Origin of the sequence: Nonomuraea mangrovi, from assembly GCF_042681425.1 — a bacterium.
GTDB lineage: Bacteria > Actinomycetota > Actinomycetes > Streptosporangiales > Streptosporangiaceae > Nonomuraea > Nonomuraea mangrovi.
This window is the reverse complement of the sequence record NZ_JBHUFV010000033.1, coordinates 985439-1005929: the sequence shown is the minus strand read 5'-3', so window position 1 is coordinate 1005929 and position 20491 is coordinate 985439. Positions and strand designations below refer to the sequence as shown.

Annotated in this window: 17 protein-coding genes; 2 read left to right on the top strand and 15 right to left on the bottom strand. The window is 70.8% G+C overall.

Annotated elements, in window-relative coordinates:
- Positions 1–4: 4 nt before the first annotated feature.
- From ACFSKW_RS23020 to ACFSKW_RS23000, 5 genes are all read right to left on the bottom strand, one after another.
- Complete coding sequence (locus tag ACFSKW_RS23020; RefSeq protein WP_379574396.1) at positions 5–1012, bottom strand: alpha/beta fold hydrolase; 1008 nt, start codon at positions 1010–1012, stop codon at positions 5–7.
- Between the two features lie 9 nt (positions 1013–1021).
- Positions 1022–2128 (bottom strand): NAD(P)-dependent alcohol dehydrogenase, encoded by a 1107-nt coding sequence (locus tag ACFSKW_RS23015; RefSeq protein ID WP_379574395.1) that lies wholly within the window; start codon positions 2126–2128, stop codon positions 1022–1024.
- Positions 2125–2760: a hypothetical protein gene (locus ACFSKW_RS23010; RefSeq protein WP_379574394.1), complete on the bottom strand. Its 636-nt coding sequence runs from the start codon at positions 2758–2760 to the stop codon at positions 2125–2127. The genes ACFSKW_RS23015 and ACFSKW_RS23010 overlap by 4 nt, the downstream gene beginning before the upstream one ends.
- Positions 2761–2834: 74 nt before the next feature.
- The gene (locus ACFSKW_RS23005; RefSeq protein WP_379574393.1) at positions 2835–4115 is read right to left on the bottom strand and encodes a ferritin-like domain-containing protein; all 1281 of its coding nucleotides are present in this window, start codon (positions 4113–4115) and stop codon (positions 2835–2837) included.
- A 1-nt stretch (position 4116) separates the two neighbouring features.
- Positions 4117–5115, bottom strand: a complete 999-nt coding sequence (locus ACFSKW_RS23000; protein WP_379574392.1) for an alcohol dehydrogenase catalytic domain-containing protein — start codon at positions 5113–5115, stop codon at positions 4117–4119.
- Between the two features lie 143 nt (positions 5116–5258).
- On the opposite strand from ACFSKW_RS23000, the gene ACFSKW_RS22995 reads away from it, so the two are divergent.
- Positions 5259–5714 carry a group II truncated hemoglobin gene (locus ACFSKW_RS22995; RefSeq protein ID WP_379574391.1) on the top strand — a complete coding sequence of 152 codons (456 nt, stop codon included), beginning with the start codon at positions 5259–5261 and terminating at the stop codon, positions 5712–5714.
- On the opposite strand, the gene ACFSKW_RS22990 is transcribed toward ACFSKW_RS22995, so the two are convergent.
- From ACFSKW_RS22990 to ACFSKW_RS22980, 3 genes are all read right to left on the bottom strand, one after another.
- Positions 5699–6610, bottom strand: coding sequence for a hypothetical protein (locus ACFSKW_RS22990; RefSeq protein WP_379574390.1), 912 nt, complete (start codon positions 6608–6610; stop codon positions 5699–5701). The genes ACFSKW_RS22995 and ACFSKW_RS22990 overlap by 16 nt on opposite strands.
- Positions 6611–6716: 106 nt before the next feature.
- Positions 6717–9665: a type I polyketide synthase gene (locus ACFSKW_RS22985; protein WP_379574389.1), complete on the bottom strand. Its 2949-nt coding sequence runs from the start codon at positions 9663–9665 to the stop codon at positions 6717–6719.
- A gap of 175 nt (positions 9666–9840) precedes the next feature.
- Entirely contained in the window at positions 9841–10644 is an 804-nt protein-coding gene (locus tag ACFSKW_RS22980; protein WP_379574388.1) for a helix-turn-helix transcriptional regulator, read from the bottom strand.
- Between the two features lie 190 nt (positions 10645–10834).
- Here ACFSKW_RS22980 and ACFSKW_RS22975 point away from each other — a divergent pair, with 190 nt between their 5' ends.
- Complete coding sequence (locus ACFSKW_RS22975) at positions 10835–12172, top strand: ATP-binding protein (protein ID WP_379574387.1); 1338 nt, start codon at positions 10835–10837, stop codon at positions 12170–12172.
- Position 12173: 1 nt separating this feature from the next.
- Here the strand turns inward: ACFSKW_RS22975 and ACFSKW_RS22970 are convergent, their stop codons facing one another.
- Genes ACFSKW_RS22970 through ACFSKW_RS22940 form a run of 7 tightly spaced genes read right to left on the bottom strand, consistent with a single transcriptional unit; the run spans position 12174 to position 20490 of the window.
- Positions 12174–13406, bottom strand: a complete 1233-nt coding sequence (locus ACFSKW_RS22970; protein WP_379574386.1) for a PP2C family protein-serine/threonine phosphatase — start codon at positions 13404–13406, stop codon at positions 12174–12176.
- Entirely contained in the window at positions 13381–13839 is a 459-nt protein-coding gene (locus ACFSKW_RS22965) for an ATP-binding protein (protein ID WP_379574575.1), read from the bottom strand. Before ACFSKW_RS22965 ends, ACFSKW_RS22970 begins: the two co-directional genes overlap by 26 nt.
- Positions 13839–14144, bottom strand: coding sequence for an anti-sigma factor antagonist (locus tag ACFSKW_RS22960; RefSeq protein ID WP_379574385.1), 306 nt, complete (start codon positions 14142–14144; stop codon positions 13839–13841). The genes ACFSKW_RS22965 and ACFSKW_RS22960 overlap by 1 nt, the downstream gene beginning before the upstream one ends.
- Positions 14141–16171 carry a glycogen debranching protein gene (locus ACFSKW_RS22955; protein WP_379574384.1) on the bottom strand — a complete coding sequence of 677 codons (2031 nt, stop codon included), beginning with the start codon at positions 16169–16171 and terminating at the stop codon, positions 14141–14143. Before ACFSKW_RS22955 ends, ACFSKW_RS22960 begins: the two co-directional genes overlap by 4 nt.
- Positions 16168–16494: an STAS domain-containing protein gene (locus ACFSKW_RS22950; protein ID WP_379574383.1), complete on the bottom strand. Its 327-nt coding sequence runs from the start codon at positions 16492–16494 to the stop codon at positions 16168–16170. Before ACFSKW_RS22950 ends, ACFSKW_RS22955 begins: the two co-directional genes overlap by 4 nt.
- A gap of 2 nt (positions 16495–16496) precedes the next feature.
- Positions 16497–18893 (bottom strand): AGE family epimerase/isomerase, encoded by a 2397-nt coding sequence (locus tag ACFSKW_RS22945; protein WP_379574382.1) that lies wholly within the window; start codon positions 18891–18893, stop codon positions 16497–16499.
- 10 nt (positions 18894–18903) lie between these two features.
- Positions 18904–20490, bottom strand: coding sequence for a thiamine pyrophosphate-binding protein (locus ACFSKW_RS22940; protein WP_379574381.1), 1587 nt, complete (start codon positions 20488–20490; stop codon positions 18904–18906).
- Between the last annotated feature and the right edge of the window lies 1 nt (position 20491).

Below are 20491 nucleotides of genomic sequence, written 5' to 3'. Positions count from 1 at the left end.
CCCTTCAGCCTTCGAGGGCGTGCCGGATGACGTCGTCGATCGCCTTCACGTCTCCCTCGCTGAGCCCGAAGGTGGCCAGGTGGCCGTAGACGCTGTCGATCTCCCTGAACTGCGCGCCGGGGATCCAGCTCGCGTACTGCCTGCACTCGGCGGGCGGGAACAGCGAGTCGCCGGTGAGCGCGGCGACGGTGGTCTTGGCGGTGACGCGGCCGAGCACTTCCTGCAGCGTCTCGCCGTCGGCGCCGGGCCAGGACGCGCGGGCCTTGCGCGCCTGGACGACCACGTCGTTGGGGTCCTGCGGCAGCCAGAAGCCCTCCCAGAAGCCCTGGACGAAGCCGTCCACGCTGTCGAAACCGAGCGTGCGCCAGACCTCGGCGCTGCCGTAGTAGAAGGAGCGAGGGGGCGCGGTGAGCGCGGAGCCGTGCGCGACCCTTGCCAGGCCGCCGCTGACGGCCGACGCGTCCTGGTAGTCGCCGCCGTTCCAGTGCGGGTCGGCCGTGATGGGCTCCTCCACGACGGTCTTGAGCCACAGCTTGGTCCACGGAGGCGGGGTGGGCGCACCCGCGATGGGCGCGATGCGCCGCACGACGTCGCCGAACCTGAGCGCCCACTCGTAGACCTGGATCGCGCCGATCGACCAGCCCAGCACCAGGCGGACCTCGTGCACGTCGAAGCGATCGGCCAGCAGCCTGCGCTGGGCGATGACGTCGTCGGCGATGGAGACCTCGGGGAAGGCGGGCCCCGCGAACGGCGCGGGCGTGTTGCTGGGCGCGGAGGAGGGGGCGAGACCGAAGTGGCCGGGCAGCACGATGAAGTACCTGCTCGGGTCGAGCGGCCTGCCCTCGCCGATCCACCCGTTGAGCACCTCGGCGGGGGCGCCGAGGAAGGTCGGGAAGACGATCACGTTGTCCTTGGCGGCGTTGAGCTCGCCGAAGGTCTGGTAGGCCAGGCGCGCTGCAGGAAGCGTGGCGCCCGAGATGAGCTGGAAGTCGCCGAGCTCGAATATCTCCATGGTTGCCTCTCAGCCGAATCGCAGGATCGTTTTGAGGTTCTTGCCGGCCTTGAAGTCGTCCACGGCCGACTGGATGTCGGCGAAGCGGTACTCCTTGACGAGCGGCTCGATCGGCAGGCGGCCTGCCTTGATCAGCCTGGCCAGCAGGGGGATCAGCCTGTCGGGGTCGCTGTCGCCCTCGCAGACGCCGAGGACGCGCCGCCCCGGCAGCAGGCGGTGCACGTCGATGGAGACCTCCACCCCGTACGGCGGCGCGCCCACGACGGCGACCGCGCCGCGGGGGGCCAGCGCCTCGATGCCGCCGCGCAGCACGTCGGGGTTGCCGACGGCCTCGACGACGTAGTCCACGCCCGCGCCGGCGGTGATCTCGCGCAGGGCGGTGGCGAGGTCGGCCTGACTGCTGTCGACGGTGTGGGTGGCGCCGAACTTGGCGGCCAGCTCGAGCTGGTCCTGCCTGCGGCCGACGGCGATGATCTCGGCGACGGGCATGAGCGCGGCGCCCATGACGGCCGCCAGGCCCACCGAGCCTGTGCCGATGACCGCGATGGAGGAGCCCGGCTCGGGCTTCAGCGTGTTCCACACCGCGCCGGTGCCGGTCTGGATGCTGCAGCCGAGCGGCGCGAGCAGCTCGAAGGGCAGGTCGTCGACGACCTTGACCACGCTGCGCTGGTCGGCGATCGCCAGCTCGGAGAACGACGACTGGCCGAAGAACCGGCCGCCGAGCTGCGTGCCGTCCCTGCTGATGGGCGAGCTGCCGTCGGCGCGCTTGCCGCCGATGAGGTTCTGCGGGATCCACGTGGTGCAGTAGGCGGGGTGGCCGAGCCTGCACGACGCGCAGCCGCCGCAGGAGGTGAAGGTGAGCACGACGTGGTCGCCGGGACGGACCTTGGTCACGCCCGGGCCGACCTCCTCGACGACGCCCGCGCCCTCGTGGCCGAGCACTCCCGGCAGCGGGAAGGGGATGAGCCCCGCGGCGACGGTGAGGTCGGTGTGGCAGATTCCCGCCGCCTTCATCCTGACGAGGATCTCGCCCTGCCGGGGTTCGTCGAGTTCGACCTCTCGCAGTGTGAAGGGTGCCCCTGGCCCCTCCACGACCGCTGCCTGGGTGATGGTCACAGCTTGTCTCCACTTCTGGTCGGGTAGGAGCTGGTGAGACGGAACCACTCCGTCGGGCCCCACTCGGCGCCGTGCCCGGCCTGCGGTGGTTCGTCCGTCACGCGCACGACGTAGTAGTCGAGCAGGCCGGGCGAGCGGCGCGTCCAGATGGAACCCGCCTCGTCGTGGTGGCGCTGGCCGAAGTAGAGCCGGTCACCGTCGATGCCCAGCAGGTCGTACTCCAGCGGGCAGTCGTCCACGCCCGGCAGGTCGATCGGGGGGCAGCCGCCGAGCGAGACGTCCTGCCACTGGCCCTTCTCCCAGTGCCCGCTGCCGGCCTTCACCTCCTCGGCCGCCGCGATCAGGCCGTCGTCGAACAGCCGCAGGCACGTCTTGGTGCGGGAGAAGTCGACCTCCCTGGCCCCCTCGGTGACGGCGCTCGGGCCCAGCACGTCGAAGAAGCCGGTGATGATCAGCTCGAAGAGCCGCTCTCCGCAGTCGGGGTCCTTGTAGGAGTTGAAGTGGATGGCCCAGAAGGGGCTGCGCAGCCAGAAGTCGTCGATGCCGTAGATCCCGGGAAAGACCTCGGCCGCGAACGGGCTGCGCCACCGTCCGTCCAGGAGCTCGGGCGTGATGTCGGCGCTGGTTTTCATACTGCCTCCTGCGGAAATGCTTTTACGGCCGCGCGGCGGGGGTCAAAGAACCGGCTGGTACCTCGGCAAGTCGCTCACGCAGTTCGTGAGGTCGGCCGCAGGTGTGCCGGCACGTGCGCGGCGAGGCGTTCGGCGATCTCGGCGGCACGCCGTCCGGCGGCGACCACCTCGGCGGGCGCGCCGCCCGAGCGCTCGATCTGCGCGCATCGCTCGACGAGCACCAGCGTCCGTTCGTGCAGCAGCGCCCACGACGGTTCGCGCCAGGGCACGGAGTTGGTCATCGCGTAGTACATCTCGAACGCGAACCCCGCGGTGCTCCCCTGCCGTCCGGAGGGCAGCATGGTCATCGCGGTCGCCAACGGCCTCAGCACCTGGGCCATCAACCCGATCGCCGTGCCCACCAGCAGGCCGAGTTGCTCGTCGCTCTCGTCGGTGTGGGTGAAGAACCGCGTCAGGACGTGCAGGACCAGCTCGTAGGCGACGACCGCGACCTCGGCCACGGCGCGCGTGCCGGGGTCGGCGATCAGCGGCACCGGCTTGACGATGTCGTACGGCTGGCGCAGGTAGCCGGGGACGACCGGCCTGGCCGGCTCGAAGGCGGGATCGGCTTCGCGCAGGGCGCGGTACTCCTCCCACATGGCCAGGAAGCGTCCGTAGTGGGCCTGGCGCCAGTCGCCGCGCGAACCCTCCCCCTGCTCGATGATCATCTCGATCGCGGCCAGGGCCGACTTCAGGTCGGTGACGGCGGTCAGCTGCGGCCAGCGGAACAGCTCGGGCGTGGCCTGGGCGCGCGGGGAGCCGACGAAGACCGCCTGCTCGCCCAGCCTGTCGCACAGCGCCCGCAAACCCTCCTCGAGACCGCGGTAGAGGTGCCCGATGGTGGTGTACTCCTGCCCACGCGGCATGAGCTCCTCGGGCGCGAGCGTGGTGCGGCTCGGCGCGGAGGGCACGAACTCGTGGGCGTCCTCGATCGGCATCCCCTCGGGCCGTTCGAGGAACAGGAAGTGCCGCAGCGCCTGCTCGCCGAAGGGCAGCAGGTCGAGCTGGAACCCCGAGGGGAAGTACCCCGAACGCTGGGGGAAGTTCGGCCTGCCGAAGGTGGGCGCCGCGCCGATGGCCGCCATCAGGTTGGCGACGAGTGCCAGGTGCAGCATCTCCTCGACCGCGATGCCGTGGAGCGTCTCGCGCCACCTGCCGACCGCCTCCGCCTGCTCGGCGGTCAGCTCGCCGGCGTCCTTCAGGCTGAACTCGGCGTAGAGGTACTGGCACATGATCATGTGCTCCAGCTGGGACGCCTCGATGAGCAGCCACCACAGGTGCTCCCTGTTGGCCACCACGATGCCGGGTTCGGGCATGTCAGTCGTGCTCCAGCACGGCGCGGTAGCGTACCTGACCCGCCTCGACGCGTTTGAGCACCTCGTTGATCTCGGCCATCGGGTACTTCTCCACGCGCGGGACGACCTTGCCCTGCGCCATGAGGGTGAGCACCTCGACCAGGTCGGAGCGGTTGTTGTGGGTGCTGCCCTTGATGGAGCACTGCTTGAACAGCAGCGTCATCATGTCCTCGACCTGCAGCGGTCCCGTGACCCCCATGGTGACCAGGCGCCCGCCGTACCGCAGGCCCGACAGGACCTTCGCGACCTGGTCCGCGGAGGTCGTGGTGGCCAGGATGATGTCGGCGCCGCCCGCCTCGGCCAGCGCCTTGCCCGGGTCGCCGTCGACGACGACGCCTTCGGTGGCGCCCAGTTCCCTGGCGTACTCGGCCTTGTCGGGCGAGGTGGTGAGCACGACGGTCTCCAGGCCGATGGCGGCGGCCAGCTGGACGGCCATGTGGCCGAGCCCGCCGACGCCGAGCACGCAGACGCGCTCGCCGGGCCGGGGGTCGGCGTTGCGCAGACCGCTCATCGAGGTGAACCCGGCGCAGAAGGCGACCGCCGCGTCGGTGTAGGACAGGCCTTCGGGCAGCAGCGTGCAGCCGCTCTCCCAGGCCAGCATCAGGTCGGCGTAGCCGCCGCCGAGGTCCATCCAGGTCTGCGTGTGCTCGCAGCGGACCGGCCTGCCGCTCTGGCAGTGCACGCAGCGGCCCTCGCCGCGCTGCATCCAGGAGACGCCCACCCTGTCGCCCACGCGCAGCGTGGTGACGCCGGGGCCGAGCTCGACGACCTCGCCGACCGGCTCGTGGCCGGGCACGATGGGCAGCTGGACGGGCCAGTGCCCACGGTGGACGAGGACGTCGCTGAAGCACATGCCGCATGCCTGGATGCGGACGACGACCTGGCCAGGACCCGCCACGGGGTCGGCGAGCTCCTTGAACTCCCACGGTGAGTTCAGTTGCGTGATCACGGCTGCGCGCACGATCTCCTCCTCCGCCTGCGATCCGGAGGACCACCGTAAGGACGGCTCGAGCGCGGCGGACAGGCTGACTTAACGCAGCTCGACGGGTTTCCTTCAGGGCGAACGTGCTGGACAACCCCGCGGGTGACCATGAAGGTGGGTGCATGACCAGTCTGTACGCGCACGCAGGCGGCGACGACGCGCTGCACAGGCTCGAGGAGATCTTCTACGTGAAGGTCCTCGAGGATCCCCTGCTCAAGCAGCTGTTTCCCGAGCGTCGCGCCACCCACGTCGATCACCTGACCTGGTTCACGGCCGAGTCCTTCGGCGGGCCCGACCGCTTCACCCGTGAGCTCGGATTCGACTACCTCGTCCAGGTGCACCGTCATCTCAACATCACCGACGAGCAGCGCGAGCGTTTCGTGGCGCTGTACATGGAGTCCTTCGACGAGGCGGGGCTGCCCGCCGACGAGCCGTTCCGCGAGGCGGTGCGCGAGCACCTGGAGTTCGGCTCGCGGGTCGCCCAGCAGAACTCCCTCGCCACCACCGACGAGGAGCTCCACCCGCTGCGCGCGGTCCCGAAGTGGACCTGGCAGGAGTCCGATCAGTCCAGCTCGTAGTGCAGCCGCGCCTCGATGGCGTAGGCGTGCGGCGCGTATCCGATGCGCCGGTGCTGGAAGACGACCCACGCGGCCTGCGCGTCGCACTCGGCGGGCAGGCCGGCATCGTGGGCGACGCGCAGGGTGTCGGAGAAGTTGCTCTCCTCGCGGCCCTGCAGGCTGACGGGCACGGGCGGCAGCCTGATGCACAGTTCGGCGGCCAGGCGCTGCATGCAGCGGGTGCCGGTGTCGAGCAGGGCGCGGGTGTGGGCCGGGGCCCAGCTGGGAGCCAGCGCCTCGGTGAGCGCGGCCACGTCGAGGACGATGACCGCGGCCTTCAGCCAGTCCAGGTCGCCCGCGGGCCTGCGGAAGGTGAGGGTCGGGTGGGCGATGTGAGTGCTCTCGACCTCGGTCATCCAGCCCGTCCACTCGGCGAACAGGGTGTCGAGGTGGTCGCGTGAGCCGGTCCTGAGGTAGGCGGCCAGCAGGGCGTCGGCGTCGCGGGGACCGCAGACGCTTCCCGCCAGCCTGGCGACGAGGCGTTCGCGCCTGCCGTAGGCGTGCAGGAAGCGGAGCAGGTAGGCGGTGACGGCCGCCAGCAGCAGGCCTCTGGAGGCCCACTCGGCCTCTCGCAGCGGCGTGCCGTCCAGCAGGGCGAAGCCCGCGGACGACACGCCGAGCCAGATCGCGGCCACCGTGAAGACGGCGAGCGGCGCGCACAGGTCGAGCAGCGGCTCGCGCACACGGCGAGGCAGCCGCCCCGCGACCGCGACGAGCACGGACGCGAGGGTCCGCAGGGTACCGCGGACCAGCCTGGACGGTCTGCCCCTGGGGGTGAAGACCGTGAGCAGGACGCTCAGCCAGACCCCTGTCACCAGCGCGCCGCCGACCAGCGCGGTCATCACGGCGATCACCATGGCACCCATCTTCCGGCCTGCGGAGCAGGTGTCCCAGAGCCGCTTGATACTGGCAGTCGGACTGCCACCCGGGACGGCGGCGGCGAAGGGCCCGTCCCGCGGCCGGTCAGGCCGCGCCCGCGACTCGGGCGGCCCTCAGCTCGGTGGCCAGGTCGAGCAGCGTGCTCGGACCGAGCAGGTTGCGGATCGGCACGTCCACGCCCAGGTCGCGGCGCATCCTGTCCCTGAACCTGGTGGCCAGGACCGAGTCGAGGCCGAGGTGCGCGAGCGGGACGTCGACGCCGACCTCGTGCCCCGGCACGGCCAGGACCTGCGCGGCCAGGCGGGCGACGGAGGCGGCGAGCTCGGCCTCCGACAACCCCGCGAGGTCGGGCCGCGAGACGACCGGCGAGGGCTCCGGCGGCTGCGCGCTCCTGGCCGAGTCGGGCCAGAAGCGCCGGCGCTGCCACCGGTAGGCGGGCAGCGGGACGAACCCGCCGTCGGGGTGCAGCCGCTCCCACGCGGGCCTGCAGCCGAGCGCGAAGGCCTTGGCCAGGGCCGCGGCCAGGACGTCGGCCTCCGGCTCCGCCCGCTCCAGCGAGGAGATGACCGCGCCCCTGGCGCCGCCGGCCTGGATCTCGTCCTCGAGGCAGGACTGCAGCAGGGGGTGGGGGCTCATCTCGATGAAGACGGTGGGCCTGCCGCCGTCCATGACGGACTGCGCGGCGTCGGCGAAGCGGACGGGCAGCCGCAGATTCTCGAACCAGTAGCGGGCGTCCAGTTCCTCGCCCTCGACGAGCCTGCCCCACACGCTGGAGTGCAGCGGGACGTCGCCCCGCGCGGGCTTGAGCCCTGACAGCGTGTCGAGCAGCGCGTCGCGCAGCGGCTCCACCTGGGGGGCGTGCGAGGCGTAGTCGACGTCGACCCTGCGGCAGAACACGCCGCGCCGTCTCAGCGGTTCGACGACCCGCTCGAGCGCGGCGGCCTCGCCCGACAGCACGGTGGCGTACCTGCTGTTGACCACGCCCACGCACACCTGTCCCGCGTGCTCGCCGATGGCTTGATAGGCGTCCTGCTCGCCGAGCGCCACGGCCCACATCGCGCCGTCCGATCCGCCCGCCTCCCGCAGCAGGCGGGCCCGCCTGCACGCGACGGCGGCGCCGTCGGCGACGCTCAGGGAGCCGCCGACGACCGCAGCCGCGATCTCGCCCATGCTGTGGCCGATGAGCAGGTCGGGTTCGATGCCCCACTCGCGCCAGACCGCGGCCAGGGCGACCTGCATCGCCCACAGCGTGGGCTGGATCTCGTCGACGGCCGTCATCGGGTGCTCGCCGAGCAGGACGTCGACCGGCGAGTAGCCGAGCTCGGCCTCCACCGCCTTGGCGCATTCGTGCAGATGCCAGGCGAAGACCGGCTCGCGGGCCAGCAGGTCCCTGCCCATGCCCGCCCACTGGGCGCCCTGGCCCGGGAAGACGAACACGACCCTGGGCTGCCTGGCCACGCGGTTCTCGCCCGCGACGAGCGACCTGCCGTCGTCGAGCCCGCTCTCGCTGAACACGCGCAGCGAGGCGGCCAGCGACGCGGCGTCGGGGCCGACGACGGCCAGCCTGCGGTCGAGCTGCGACCTGCGGGCGCCGGCGCTGAAGCACAGGTCCTCCAGCTCCGGTTCGCCGTCCAGCAGGTCGGCGTAGTCGGCGGCCAGCTCGCGCAGCGCCTGCGGATCACGCGCCGACAGTGGCAGCACGTACACGGGCCTCGGCGCAGCGGCGGTGCGCTCCTCAGCCGCGGGCGCCTCGGAGAGCACCAGGTGGATGTTGGTGCCCGACATGCCGAAGGAGCTCACGCCCGCCACGGCAGGCCGGTCGGGCCGCGGCCACTCCTGGATGCCGGTGGCCAGCTCCACCGCCCGGTACGGCTCCCGCAGCACCTCGTGCGGCTCCTCGACGTGCAGGGTGGCGGGGATCGTGCGGTGCCGTACGGCGAGGGCGGTCTTGAGCAGCCCCGCCAGCCCCGCCACGAACTCGGTGTGGCCGATGTTGGACTTGACCGAGCCGACCAGGCACCTGTCCCCCTCCTCGCGGCCCTCCCTGAGGACCGCGTCGAGGGCGGCCAGCTCGGTCGGGTCGCCCGCGCGGGTGCCGGGACCGTGCGCCTCGACGTAGCCGACGTCGCAGGGAGAGACGCCCGCGTCGAGGTAGGCCGAGCGCAGCATCTGCCGGTGCCCCTCCAGCCCCGGCGCGACCATGGAGCCGCCCGTGCGGCCGTCGTGGGTGCAGGAGGAGCCCAGGATGGTGGCGTAGACGCGGTCGCCGTCGCGCAGCGCGCGCGACAGCGGCTTGAGGATCACGCTGGCCACGCCCTCGCTGCGCACGTAGCCGTCGCCGCGGACGTCGCCGAACATGCACTTGCCCGAGCTGGACAGCACGCCCGCGTCGGCGAGGGAGAAGTAGAGGTCGGGCACGATCTGCAGGTTCGCGCCGCCGACGATGGCCAGGTCGGTCTCGCCCGACCACAGGGCCCTGCACGCCACGTGGACGGCCAGCAGCGAGGTGGCGCAGGCCGCCTCCACGCCCATGCTGGGGCCGCGCAGGTCGAGCATGGTGGAGATGCGTCCGGGGAAGATGCCGCTGACGGCGGCGCCGAGCGCGGCGTGCATGTCGTAGAGCCCGACTCCGCGCAGCAGGTCCCAGTAGCCCGACGACAGCAGACTCGTGTAGACGGCCGTGTTGGTGCCGGCCAGGCTCTCGGCGGGGATGCCGGCGTCGGCGAGGGCCTCCCACGTGACCTCCAGCAGCACGCGCTGCTGCGGGTCGAGCCTGACCGCCTCGAAGGGCGAGACGCCGAAGAAGCGCGCGTCGAAACCGGTGATGTCGTCCAGATAGCCTCCGGCGCCGCGCAGGACGTCGCGCCGCCTGCCGTGGTTGGTCTCGATGTCGAACCTGTCGTGCGGAATGGTGCCGATCACGTCTCTGCCCTCGGTGAGGACCTCCCATAACTGGCCGAGATCCTGCGCACCGGGCAACCTGCAGCTCGCACCGACGATGGCGACGGGATCTCGCCCATTGCTCTTGTGCATGCTCCCATTCCCATCTGTGCACGGGCCGCCGGGGAATTCGTGGCGACCGCGCACCCGTATTGATGGTTCGCGACATCACCCAAGGTCGGGCGCGGGGCCAAGACTGTCAATTAACAGCTGACGAAATACCGGGAGCCGACATATTGCTGCAATTGCATTTCCCGGAGATTTCGGTTTACGCATCCATTGGATAATGGATAACCGCGCCGACTTTCGGCTCGTCCGGAGACAGCAGAAGGATGATCCGCAGCTTGCGCGCGCCTAGCCGCGGATGGTTGATGACACGGGTGAGGGCGCGGTGCTCCTGCACGTCGTGCTCGCGCCAGAAACGCGTGAAGGCCGGGCTCGCCTTGGCGAACTCGGCGATCCTGGCCTGCATGCGCTCGTCGCCCGGCCACCTGGCCACCTCCGAGCGCCATCGGGCCACCAGATCCCTGGTGTCCTCCTCCCAGTCCGGGAGCCGGTCGCGCGCAAGCGGCGACAGCAGGACCCAGCGCAGGAAATTGCGCTGCTCCTGTGGCATCGCGCCCCAGTCGTCGTACCACTCGGTCGCCGCGGGGTTCCACGCGAGCATGTCGCAGTAGATGTTGGTGGCGTAGACCGGGAACTCGTGCCCCCGCATCAGCTCGACGAGGCCCCGCATCACCTCCCCCGCCGCCAGTTCGGGCTCCAGCGGCTGCGGGTTGGCCACCTGCCCGTGCGCGAGCGTGTGCATGTAGCGGCGCTCGTCCTCGGTGAGGCCGAGCACCCTGGCCAGGCTGTCGAGCACCTGCGTCGAGGGCCTGATGTCCCTGCCCTGTTCCAGGTAGGTGTACCAGGTGGGGCTGAGCCCCGCGAGGACCGCGACCTCCTCTCTCCGCAGGCCCTTGGTACGCCGATGCCCCCCCGTGGGCAGACCCACCTGCTCGGGGCTGACCCGGCCTCTCCTGCTGCGTAAGAACCTGGCCAGCTCCTGACGATTCCAGTCGTCACCTGACACTGGACCCCCTGTACGACCCCCACCGCGTTAACAATGACCGTGCAAAGTCCGGACCCGAGTGTAGAAGGCCTGACCCGAACTGTCATCGGTTCGTAGACCGATACGACAATCCATTTCGTCACATTGACATTGACCCGTTGCCGTGCCTCCGCCAAGCATTTCCATAGCGATCATTTGACAGGGGGAAGGTATGGAGTGGAATTTCGTCGGCCGAAGTCAGCAGCTCGCCTCGATCAGGGCGGCGCTGCGGGCGGCCAGGCCTGGACCGATCGTCATCACGGGGGAGCCCGGCAGCGGGCGCAGCTCGCTGGTCGAGCAGGCGTTACGCTCGCCGGAGGCGGCCGGCTACGACGTGGTCCGCCTGCACGCCTCCGTCACGGCGGCCGGCATCGCGGGCCGGGTCCCGAGTGCCCCCGTCAGGCCGCTGCTGCTGGTCGTCGACGACGCGCACCTGAGCGGGCACGACAGCTTGCTGGCGCTGCGGGAGCTCGGCCGCAGGAAGGTCGGCACCGTCATCGTCACCGCCCTGTCGGGGGAACAGGCCAGGCGCCCCGACCCCACCGACTGCCTGCGCTTCGAGCCTGGCACACGCAGCCTGGCGCTGCCGCCGTTCACGGTCGGTGAGGTGGCGGCCCTGCTCACCTCGCTGGCGGGCGGGCACGTCAGGCAGGCCACGGCCGCCGCGCTGCACGCGGCGACGAGGGGCAACGCCGCGCTGCTGCGCGAGTTGCTCGTCGGGCGCGGGCTCGGCGCCCGTCTCAGCCGCGCCCACGACGGCTGGGAGATGCAGCCGGTCACCGAGTGGCGCGCCAGAGCCGGTACGGCCGCGCCGCCCCTGCACCTGGTGGAGGCGACCTGGCAGGCGTGGTCGGGGCTGGCCTTCGACCGGGCCTACGAGCTGTGCAAGGCGGCCGCGTGGTGCGGGATGGGCCACCTGGTCGCCGTCCCGCTCGCGCACCTGCTGCTGCTGCGCGGCAGGACGTACGACAGCATGAGGTTCCTCGACTCGCTGCCGGCGGGGGTGGTGGAGAACACCCCGCACCTGGCGCTGGCCAGGGCCATCAACCTGGCCTGCGGGCTGGGCAGTCCCGCGGCCGCGGGCGACTTCCTGCGACGGGCGGGCTCGCCCTCGCGGCCGATGTACGACGCCTACCGGGCGTGGGTCCTCGCGCTGACCGGGGCAGGCGCGGAGAGCGCGGCCAGGGTCGAGAGGGGCGACAGGGAGAGCGCCCTGTTCGCGCACGCGGCGCAGGCCATGGTGGCCCTGCGAACCAGGCCGCAGGAGGCGGTCTTCCACCTGCGCAGGGCGCTGGCGCTGCTCGCGGGCGGCATGGGGGCGGGTCCGCCGTGGCTGACGCCGCATCTGACGGCCTGCCTGATCGACGCGCTGCTGCTGGCGGGCAGGGAGGCCGAGGCGACGCTGCTGGCCACCGGGTTCCACGGCGGAGAGTCCGGCTCGGGATGGGACGTCGCGGTCGCCGTCTCGATGGTGACGACGGCGACCGCGGCGGAGACACCCGCCGCCTGAGTCAGAGCGGGATCCTGCGGAGCGCCAGGGTGGTGATGTCATCCGACTGCTCCGCGGTCCCGACGAATCGGCGCACGGCGTGGTCGACCGTGTCGAGCAGGCCCGCCGCCGGCCCCGCGCCACCGAGTGTCTCGATGAGCCGGTCGGTGCCGAACAGCCGGTGCTCGAGGTTGCGCGCCTCGACCACCCCGTCGGTGTAGGCGAACAGCGAGTCGCCGGGGGCGAGGTGGACGTGGCCGAGGGTGTAGGAGCTGTCGGCGAGCATGCCCACCGCGGGTCCCGTCGGCGGCAGCATGGTACGGCGGCCGTCGGCGTGCATCACGATGGGCGGGTTGTGTCCGCCGTTGATGTACAGCAGGTCGCCGGAGCGCGGGTTCAGCACGCCGAAGAACATCGTGGCGAAGTAGCCCTGCTTCAGGTGGTTGCGGGCCATGTACTGGTTGGTCCCTACAACGGCCTGGATGAGCGGCCCCGCGCCGAGCGACAGCAGCGGCAGCGTGCCGTCGTTCGACGCGCCGTTGACCGCCACGGCCAGGTCGTCGCTGACGCCCTGGGCCAGGCCGGTGTGCTCGGCGGTGTGCCGCAGCAGGGTCCTGATCAGTGCCATGAACAGCGCTGCCCCGACGCCCTTGTCGCACACGTCGGCCACGACGAAGGCCACCCTGCGCCCGTTGACGAGGGTGAAGATGTCGTAGAAGTCGCCGGCCACCTGCCTGGCGGGGCGGAAGCTGGCCGCGATCTCCCATCCGTCCATCGCGGGCATCGACTCCGGCAGGAACCCCGCCTGGATCTCGCGGGCGATGCTCAGCTCGCGCTCGTACTCGCGCAGGCTGGCCAGCGCCGCCATCTCCTCGACCGTGCTGCTGAGCTGCCAGCGCTCCCAGCAGGAGTTGACCCTGCTGCGCAGCAGGCTGGGAAGGAACGGCCTGGTCAGGTAGTCGAAGCCGCCGCGCACGCACTCCTCGAGCGCGGCCAGGTCCTCGCCGGGGAAGGCCACGATCGTGGGGGTGCGGCCTTCGACGACGAAGCGCCGGCTGACCAGCGCCATCCGGTGCAGCCCCACGGAGGCCGACACCAGCAGCAGGTCGGGGTGCGGCCAGGCGTGGTGCGTGGACAGGTCGTCGGGGGCGGCGTGCCGTACCTCGAAGCCTTCCTTTCGCAGCGCGCCGTCGAGCTCGATCACCGCCTCGGAGGCGGCGTCGGCGGTCTCAGCTATCACGAGGGCATTCGGCACCGGCTTCTCCATCCCGTCCGAGCAGCTGCATGACGAGAATGTTGCGGTTGCGTCCCCCGACGAACTCGTAACTGAACTCGTCCACCTTCTTCAGCGCCAGCAGCAGGCCGTAGCCGCCCTCCTCACGCTGGCACGGCGGTACGGCCAGCCTGGGCGCGGGGTCGTAGAGCGTGGGATCGAAGGGTGGCGCGTCGTCCTCGATCCACACGCGCAGCCGGTCGGGCTCGATCTCACCGGCGATGTCCACCACTCCCCCGCAGCCGCGGTAGCCGTGATGGGCGATGTTCGTGGTGATCTCGTCGGCCGCCAGCCGCAGCCAGTAGGTCTGGTGGGTGGTGAGGCCCGCCTCGCCGGCCAGGGCCTCGACGAAGTCGGCCACCACCCCTGGCATCGACGTGTTCGACCCGTCAATCCTGAGGCGATAGGCGAGCATCACGTCATCACGATGCTGCGGTCGAAGCCGGTGAGCCTGATGGTCTCGGCCACCTCGGGCTGCGTGCCGACCAGCGTGATCTCCGAGCCGCTCGGCAGCTTCTGGTGGGCGAACACCAGGCAGCGCACCCCGGCCGACGACATGTAGGTCAGCTCGTCGAGCAGGAGCACCAGCTTGCCGACCCGCCGCTCGACGGCCTCGCCCACGAGCTGGTTCAGCTCGGGCGCCGACCGCCCGTCGAGCTCGCCGGACAGCCTCAGCGTCGCGGTGTCCCCTTCGACGTTCATTCTCACCTGGAAACTCATTGTTCTTCCCTCTCGTGCGTGACCAGAACGAGGACGCTCCGCGGGCCGATCTCCACCTGGGACTGGTCGGCGAGCGGCGGTTCCGCCCCCGGCTCGTGGGCGTCCCACGGGGACGCCGCCGCGGTGTCGGCGAACAGGTGCCAGGCCATGCCGCGCGGCGGCGCAGGCAGGTCGAGCGTGTGGCCCTCCCAGTAGGAGTTGGCGGCGACGTAGACGCAGTCGTCCGCGCCGCCGTCGAACATCGCGGCCATCAGCCTGCAGTGGGTGGACCAGTCGGGCGCCCACGCGCGCACGCCGTGCCAGGTGACCTGCTCGGGGCTGCCGCTCCTGAGCACGGGGTGGGCCCGCCTGAACGCGATGGCCCTCCTGACGAAGGCGAACAGGTCGGCGTTGTCCTCGACCAGCCTCCAGTCGAACCACGTCAGCGGGCTGTCGTGGCAGTAGGCGTTGTTGTTGCCCCGCTGGGTACGGCCGGCCTCGTCGCCGGCGAGCAGCATCGGGATGCCCCTGCTGGCCAGCAGGAGCAGTAGGGCGTTGCGGGTCTGGCGGGCCCTGGTGGACAGGACCACGGGATCGTCGCTCTCGCCCTCGGCGCCGCAGTTCCACGACAGGTCGTTGTTGTCGCCGTCCCTGTTGTGCTCGCCGTTGGCTTCGTTGTGCTTGTGGTCGTAGGAGACCAGGTCGCGCAGGGTGAAGCCGTCGTGGGAGGTGACGAAGTTGACGGTGGCCGAGGTGCCCCTGCGGCTGTACATGTCGGGCGAGCCGACCAGTCTGGTGGCCAGCTCGCCCGTGACGCCGAGGTCGCCCTTGAGGAACCTGCGCAGGGTGTCGCGGTAGCGGCCGTTCCACTCCGACCAGCGGAAGTAGTCGGGGAAGCTGCCCACCTGGTAGAGCCCCGCCGCGTCCCACGCCTCGGCGATGAGCTTGCAGTCGCGCAGGACGGGGTCGTAGGCCAGCGACTCCAGCAGCGGCGGGTTGTGCAGCAGTTCGCCGTCTGCGCCCCTGCCGAGGATGGCCGCCAGATCGAACCTGAACCCGTCGATGTGGAACTCCGCGGCCCAGTAGCGCAGGCAGTCGAGCACGAAGCCGCGCACCACCGGATGGTTGCAGTTGAGCGTGTTCCCCGTGCCGCTGAAGTTGTAGTAGTGCCCGTCGGGGGTGAGCATGTAGTAGGTGGCGTTGTCCAGCCCCTTGAGCGTGATGGAGGGGCCGCGCTCGTCGCCCTCGCCCGTGTGGTTGAAGACGACGTCGAGGAGCACCTCGATGCCCGCCTTGTGCAGCTCCTTCACCATGTGCTTGAACTCGTCGACCTGCATGTGATGGCGGCCCGTGGCCGCGTAGGAGGCCTTGGGCGCGAAGAAGCCGAGGGGGTTGTAGCCCCAGTAGTTGACGCCGGTGAAGATGTTGTCGGTCTCGTCGAACTCGAAGACCGGCATCAGCTCGACGCAGTTCACGCCGAGGCGCCGCAGGTAGGGGATCTTCTCCACCAGGCCGGCGTAGGTGCCGGGCGCCGCGACGCCCGAGGAGGGGTCCATGGTGAAGCCGCGCACGTGCAGCTCGTAGATCACCAGGTCCTCGTGCGGCAGCCGGGGCGAGCGGTCGCCCTCCCAGTCGAAGTCGTCGAGGGCGACGCGCGACCTGTGCCGGTAGGGGCCGATGCCGGTGCTCATCCTGGCGTAGGGGTCGGCGAGGACCTGGGAGGTGTCGAAGCGGTGGCCCCTGTGCGGTTCGTGGGGGCCGTCCGCGCGGTAGCCGTACTCGATGTCCTCGGGGTCGAGGTCGAAGACGGTCATCGAGTGGACGCCGCCGATCCTGAACGCCTCGGGGAAGGGCAGCTCGGCCATCGGCTCGGGCGCGCCCGCCTTGTAGAGCACCAGCGACATGGACGTGGCGTGGTTGGAGTAGACGGAGAAGTTCACGCCGCCCGGCACCCTGGTGGCGCCGAAGGGCAGCGACCGTCCCGCGCGCACGGGGAAGCCGGCGATCCGATGGGTGGGGTAGGCGTCGATCGGCTCCAGCGCCCTCATACCGCCAGCGCCTCCTCCACGGACTCGACCACGGTGAAGAACCCGAGGAAACCCGTCGCGTCCATGACCGCGCGCACGTCGGACGGCAGCCCGGTCAGCGCCAGCCTGGCCGCGCTCCCCTGCGCGCGCCGGTAGATCAGCAGCAGCACCCGCAGCCCCGCGCTGGACATGTAGGTGGTGCGGCTCATGTCGAGCACCACCAGCCCCTCGTCGGGGAAGAGCGCCTCGAGGTCCTGCTGCACCTTGGGCGCCGTCGCGCTGTCGAGCGTGCCGTCCATGGTGATGACGGTGACCTCGCCCATGAGGTGTTTGCCAACGTCCATCTCTACTCCTCGACCGGTGCCAGGTGCGCGCGCACCGTCACGGGCACCGAGGTGTCGGGCAGCTTCACGGTCATCGCCGCCGCGTCGAACAGCTGGTACGGCGCGCCGTCCACCTCGACCCACTCGAGCCTGACCCTGCCGGGCGGCAGCGCGTCCGGTGCGACCCTCAGCACTCTGTCGGTGAACCCGTCCGGCCGCGGCTTGAACCAGAGCGTGAGCGGCTCCCCGTCCAGCAGCAGCCGCTGGTAGACGGTCGCCAGGAAGCACAGCTCGGCGGCGTGGCACATGCTCATCGAGTGGCTGCCCTTGAACCGCTCGTTGCCCAGCAGGTACGGGTGCCCGTCGGCGAGCACGTTGAAGTAGACGCCGCCCTCGTCGTGGTCGAGGAAGAAGGCGTTGTAGAAGGCGGCCGACTCCCTGGCCCTGCGCAGGAACTCGCCCTCGCCGGTCAGGCCGGCCAGGATCTGGTAGGCGAGGATCGCCTGCTCCTGCTGCCACCAGGCCTTGCGGTCGTGCCAGGTGAACCGGTGGATGCTCTGGCCGGACTCGAGCGTGCGCTCGACCACGTCGTACCAGCCGCCGCGCTGCGGGTCGCTGCCGTAGCCCGGCATCTTCCTGCCGATGCCGGTGGCGAGCCGCTGGTAGCGCTCCTTCGGCCGGATCGACATCATCCGCATCAGGTTCCAGGCGATCTTCAGGTTGTGGCCGACGACCGCCCTGTTCTGCTGCCAGTGCCAGGTGGTGTCGGGCGACCAGTCGGCGTGGAAGCGCTCCTGGACGTAGGGGCTGTCCTGTCGCGGCATGTGCTCGACGATCAGGTCGAAGGTCTCCTCGAGCATGGCGGCGTGCCGCTCGTCACCGGTGGCGAGGAACAGGTTGATCAGGTAGGCCGGGGCGTGGTCGCCGACGGAGTTCCAGTTCTTCCTCGACCTGTTCGGGCCGAGCGACTCGTGGTGCGGGCTGAGCAGGATCGGGTCGATGTGGGAGTAGTAGCCGCCCTTGTCCGGGTCGTGGAAGAACTTGGCGAACAGCCGCAGCGTGCCCTCGACGTCGGAGGCGATGCGCGGGTCGCCCGTCAGGCGGTAGAGCTGAGTCTGCCCCGCCAGGGCGTAGATCTGCTCGTACATCGGGATGGCGTCGTAGTCGTCGCCGAACTCGGAGGTGAACAGCTTGCGCTCGCCGCCGTCGCGCAGGTCGATGCCGTGGTACCAGTAGACGACGTCCTCGTCGCGGTCCACGAAACGCATGTGCTCGCGCAGGTAGGCGGCGCCGTGCTCGGCGACCTCGAGGAAGTCCTCGTCGCCGGTGAGCATGTAGGCGGAGGACATGCCGTAGATCATGCGGGAGATCGTGTCGGTCTCCTGCACGTGGTGGTCGACCTTGTCGCCGCCGAGCCGCAGCATGGTGCGGTAGGAGGCGTAGTCGATCGGGCCCTCGTTGCCGAACTGGGCCCTGCGGTAGAACCTGCCGAGCTCGCGGATCTGGCGCACCCACCAGTCGGGCTGTTCGAAGGTGTAGTCGCCGGAGGTCTTGCCGAGGAAGGTCAGCGACTTGGCCTCGACGGTGTACGAGCCGTGCTCGGGATAGAAGATCCCGTGGGCGAACAGGTAGCCGCCGGGCGTGAGCAACTGGTCCAGGTGGCCGGAGGCGTCGAGGTACGGCTCGGCCAGGTTGCGCAGGTACTGCGCGGTGGTGGTGGAGGTCAGCCGTACCTTGACCCGCCTGCCGTCGTTGGTCCTGAGGCCGATCACGCCCGCCTCGAAGTCGGTGACGTAGCCGGCGACGAGGTCGGAGAAGGTGAAGTCGGGCCGGTAGCCGCTCTCCGCGGGCTTCTCGGCCGCCACGAGGTCGATGATCATGCGGGCGAACTCGTGGCAGTGGTCGGCGCTGCGGGCCGTCACCAGGTCACGGTCGACGACGATGTCCTGGTCGGTGTAGACGGCGCCCATGTTGCGCACGTCACCGATCAGGTTGTTGTGGCAGGTCACCCTGCGGTCCCTGACGACCTCGGGGATGGGCGAGGCGAGCCACAGGCCGTGGCAGATGACGCCCTTGACCAGGCGCGGGTCGGCGAAGGCGTCTCGCAGCAGCGTGACCGCGGGTGCGAGCTCGTGCACGTCCTCGCTGTAGCGCAGCCGGTCGGACACCATGCCCGACGGCACGATGAGCACGTCGATCGCGCTCAGGTCGGCGCTCTCCAGGTCCCCCGTCACCGTGAACGGCAGCTGGTACTCATGCCCTCGGAAGGTGATCGATTCCTGCCCCCACAGGCGGGTGAGGAACTCCACCCGCGCCCCTTCCTCGGTGAAGCGGCGCTGGTAGTAGTGCAGCTCGGGCTCGACGTAGTCGCTCTCCATCAGGATCGCGACCGTGCGTCCTGCCAGTCGCTTCTCACTCACGGTGCACCTCTCAGGTCGTCACGAGATCGACGAGGAACGGGCCCTGCTCGGCGAGCATGCGGGCGACGGCCGGCTCCACCTGGGCCGGCTTGGCGACCTTGACGGCCGGAACTCCGAGACCCCTGGCCAGCCTGACGAAGTCGATCTCGGGGTGGGACAGGTCGAAACCCTCGGGGTGGGGGTGCGAGGCGACGCCGCGCTCGCGCCAGTACTGCTCCAGGTTGTCGTCGAGCAGCTGGTAGCGGCGGTTGTCGCAGATGACGAAGCGGGCGGCGACGCCGTACCTGACGGCGGTCCACAGCGCCTGGATGGTGTACATGCTGCCGCCGTCCCCCGTGAAGGCGACCACCTCGGCCTCGGGCCTGGCCAGCTTGATCCCGATCGCCCCCGGGATGCCGACCCCGAGCGAGCCGCCCCTGGTGAGGAAGTAGCTGCCGGGCAGGCGCGGCGGCAGGTGCCTGAGCAGGGCGGGTGAGGAGGTCAGCGCCTCGTCGAAGACGACGAGCCCCTCGGGCGCGCGCCTGGCCAGCTCCGCCGCGAACAGGTCCATCATCGTGTCCCCGTACGGCTCGGCCGCCCGCTCCTGGAGCGGCTCGCCGGGGCCGAGACGCTCGGCCAGCGCGGCGAGCGTGGCCTTGGGATCGGCGACGAGCGCGACGTCCACGGGGAAGTTCTTGGCGATCTCGTAGTCGTCGAGGTCGATGTGCACGACCGCGCAGCCCTGCGGGAAGGGGCTGTCCAGCAGCGGGAACACCTCGGGGAAGACGTAGGTCCCGACGATGAGGACCGCGTCGGCGCCCTCGAGCGCGGCCGCGCTGTGCTCGCCGAACATGTGGCCGAGCTGCCCCCTGTAGAGGGGATGGGTGGTGTCGATGTTCAGCTCGGAGGAGTCCACACCCCACACGGGCGCGCCGAGCGCCTCGGCGACCGCGGCCAGCTCGGCCTGGGCGCCGGACACCGACACCCCGTCGCCCATGAGCACGACGGGCCTGCGGGCGCCGCGCAGGGCGGCCACCGCCCGCTCCAGTTCCCCCGGCACTGGCAGCGTCGCCTTGCTCGGGACCGTGCTCGGCACCGCGGGCTCGGTGGTCGGCTCGTCGAGCACGTCCATCGGCAGCGAGACGAAGACGGGGCCGCGCGGCGGCGTCATCGCCGTCTTGACCGCGCGGCGCAGCACCCGCAGCACCGAGCCCGGGTGGGTGACCCTGGTGGCGTACTTCGTCACGGGCCTGGCCATGGCGACCAGGTCGGCGGCCATCTGCGAGTCCATCGACTCGTAGCGCACGCCCGCCTCGCCCGCGATCACCACGAGCGGCGAGTGGCCGCGCTTGGCCTGGTAGAGCATGCCGACGGCGTTGCCGAGGCCGACCCCGGTGTGCAGCTGGACCAGCGCGGGCCGCGCGCCGGCCCTGGCGTAGCCGTCGGCGATGCCGACGGCCGCCGCCTCCTGCAGCGCCAGGATGTAACCCATGGCCTGCGTCTCCTCCAGCACGTCGAGGAAGCCCTGCTCGACCGTGCCGGGGTTGCCGAACATCAGCGAGATGCCGTCGGCCGCGAACTGCTCGAAGATCGCGTTCTTCGCTGGGCGCGCGGTCATG

Coding starts and splice junctions, on each gene's coding strand:
- ACFSKW_RS23010 (WP_379574394.1), bottom strand. CDS start 2,760: ATGAAAACCAGCGCCGACATCACGCCCGAGCTCCTGGACGGACGGTGG.
- ACFSKW_RS22990 (WP_379574390.1), bottom strand. CDS start 6,610: ATGGTGATCGCCGTGATGACCGCGCTGGTCGGCGGCGCGCTGGTGACA.
- ACFSKW_RS22985 (WP_379574389.1), bottom strand. CDS start 9,665: ATGCACAAGAGCAATGGGCGAGATCCCGTCGCCATCGTCGGTGCGAGC.
- ACFSKW_RS22950 (WP_379574383.1), bottom strand. CDS start 16,494: ATGGACGTTGGCAAACACCTCATGGGCGAGGTCACCGTCATCACCATG.
- ACFSKW_RS22960 (WP_379574385.1), bottom strand. CDS start 14,144: ATGAGTTTCCAGGTGAGAATGAACGTCGAAGGGGACACCGCGACGCTG.
- ACFSKW_RS22995 (WP_379574391.1), top strand. CDS start 5,259: ATGACCAGTCTGTACGCGCACGCAGGCGGCGACGACGCGCTGCACAGG.
- ACFSKW_RS22940 (WP_379574381.1), bottom strand. CDS start 20,490: ATGACCGCGCGCCCAGCGAAGAACGCGATCTTCGAGCAGTTCGCGGCC.
- ACFSKW_RS22965 (WP_379574575.1), bottom strand. CDS start 13,839: ATGCTCGCCTATCGCCTCAGGATTGACGGGTCGAACACGTCGATGCCA.
- ACFSKW_RS22975 (WP_379574387.1), top strand. CDS start 10,835: ATGGAGTGGAATTTCGTCGGCCGAAGTCAGCAGCTCGCCTCGATCAGG.
- ACFSKW_RS23020 (WP_379574396.1), bottom strand. CDS start 1,012: ATGGAGATATTCGAGCTCGGCGACTTCCAGCTCATCTCGGGCGCCACG.
- ACFSKW_RS22955 (WP_379574384.1), bottom strand. CDS start 16,171: ATGAGGGCGCTGGAGCCGATCGACGCCTACCCCACCCATCGGATCGCC.
- ACFSKW_RS23005 (WP_379574393.1), bottom strand. CDS start 4,115: ATGCCCGAACCCGGCATCGTGGTGGCCAACAGGGAGCACCTGTGGTGG.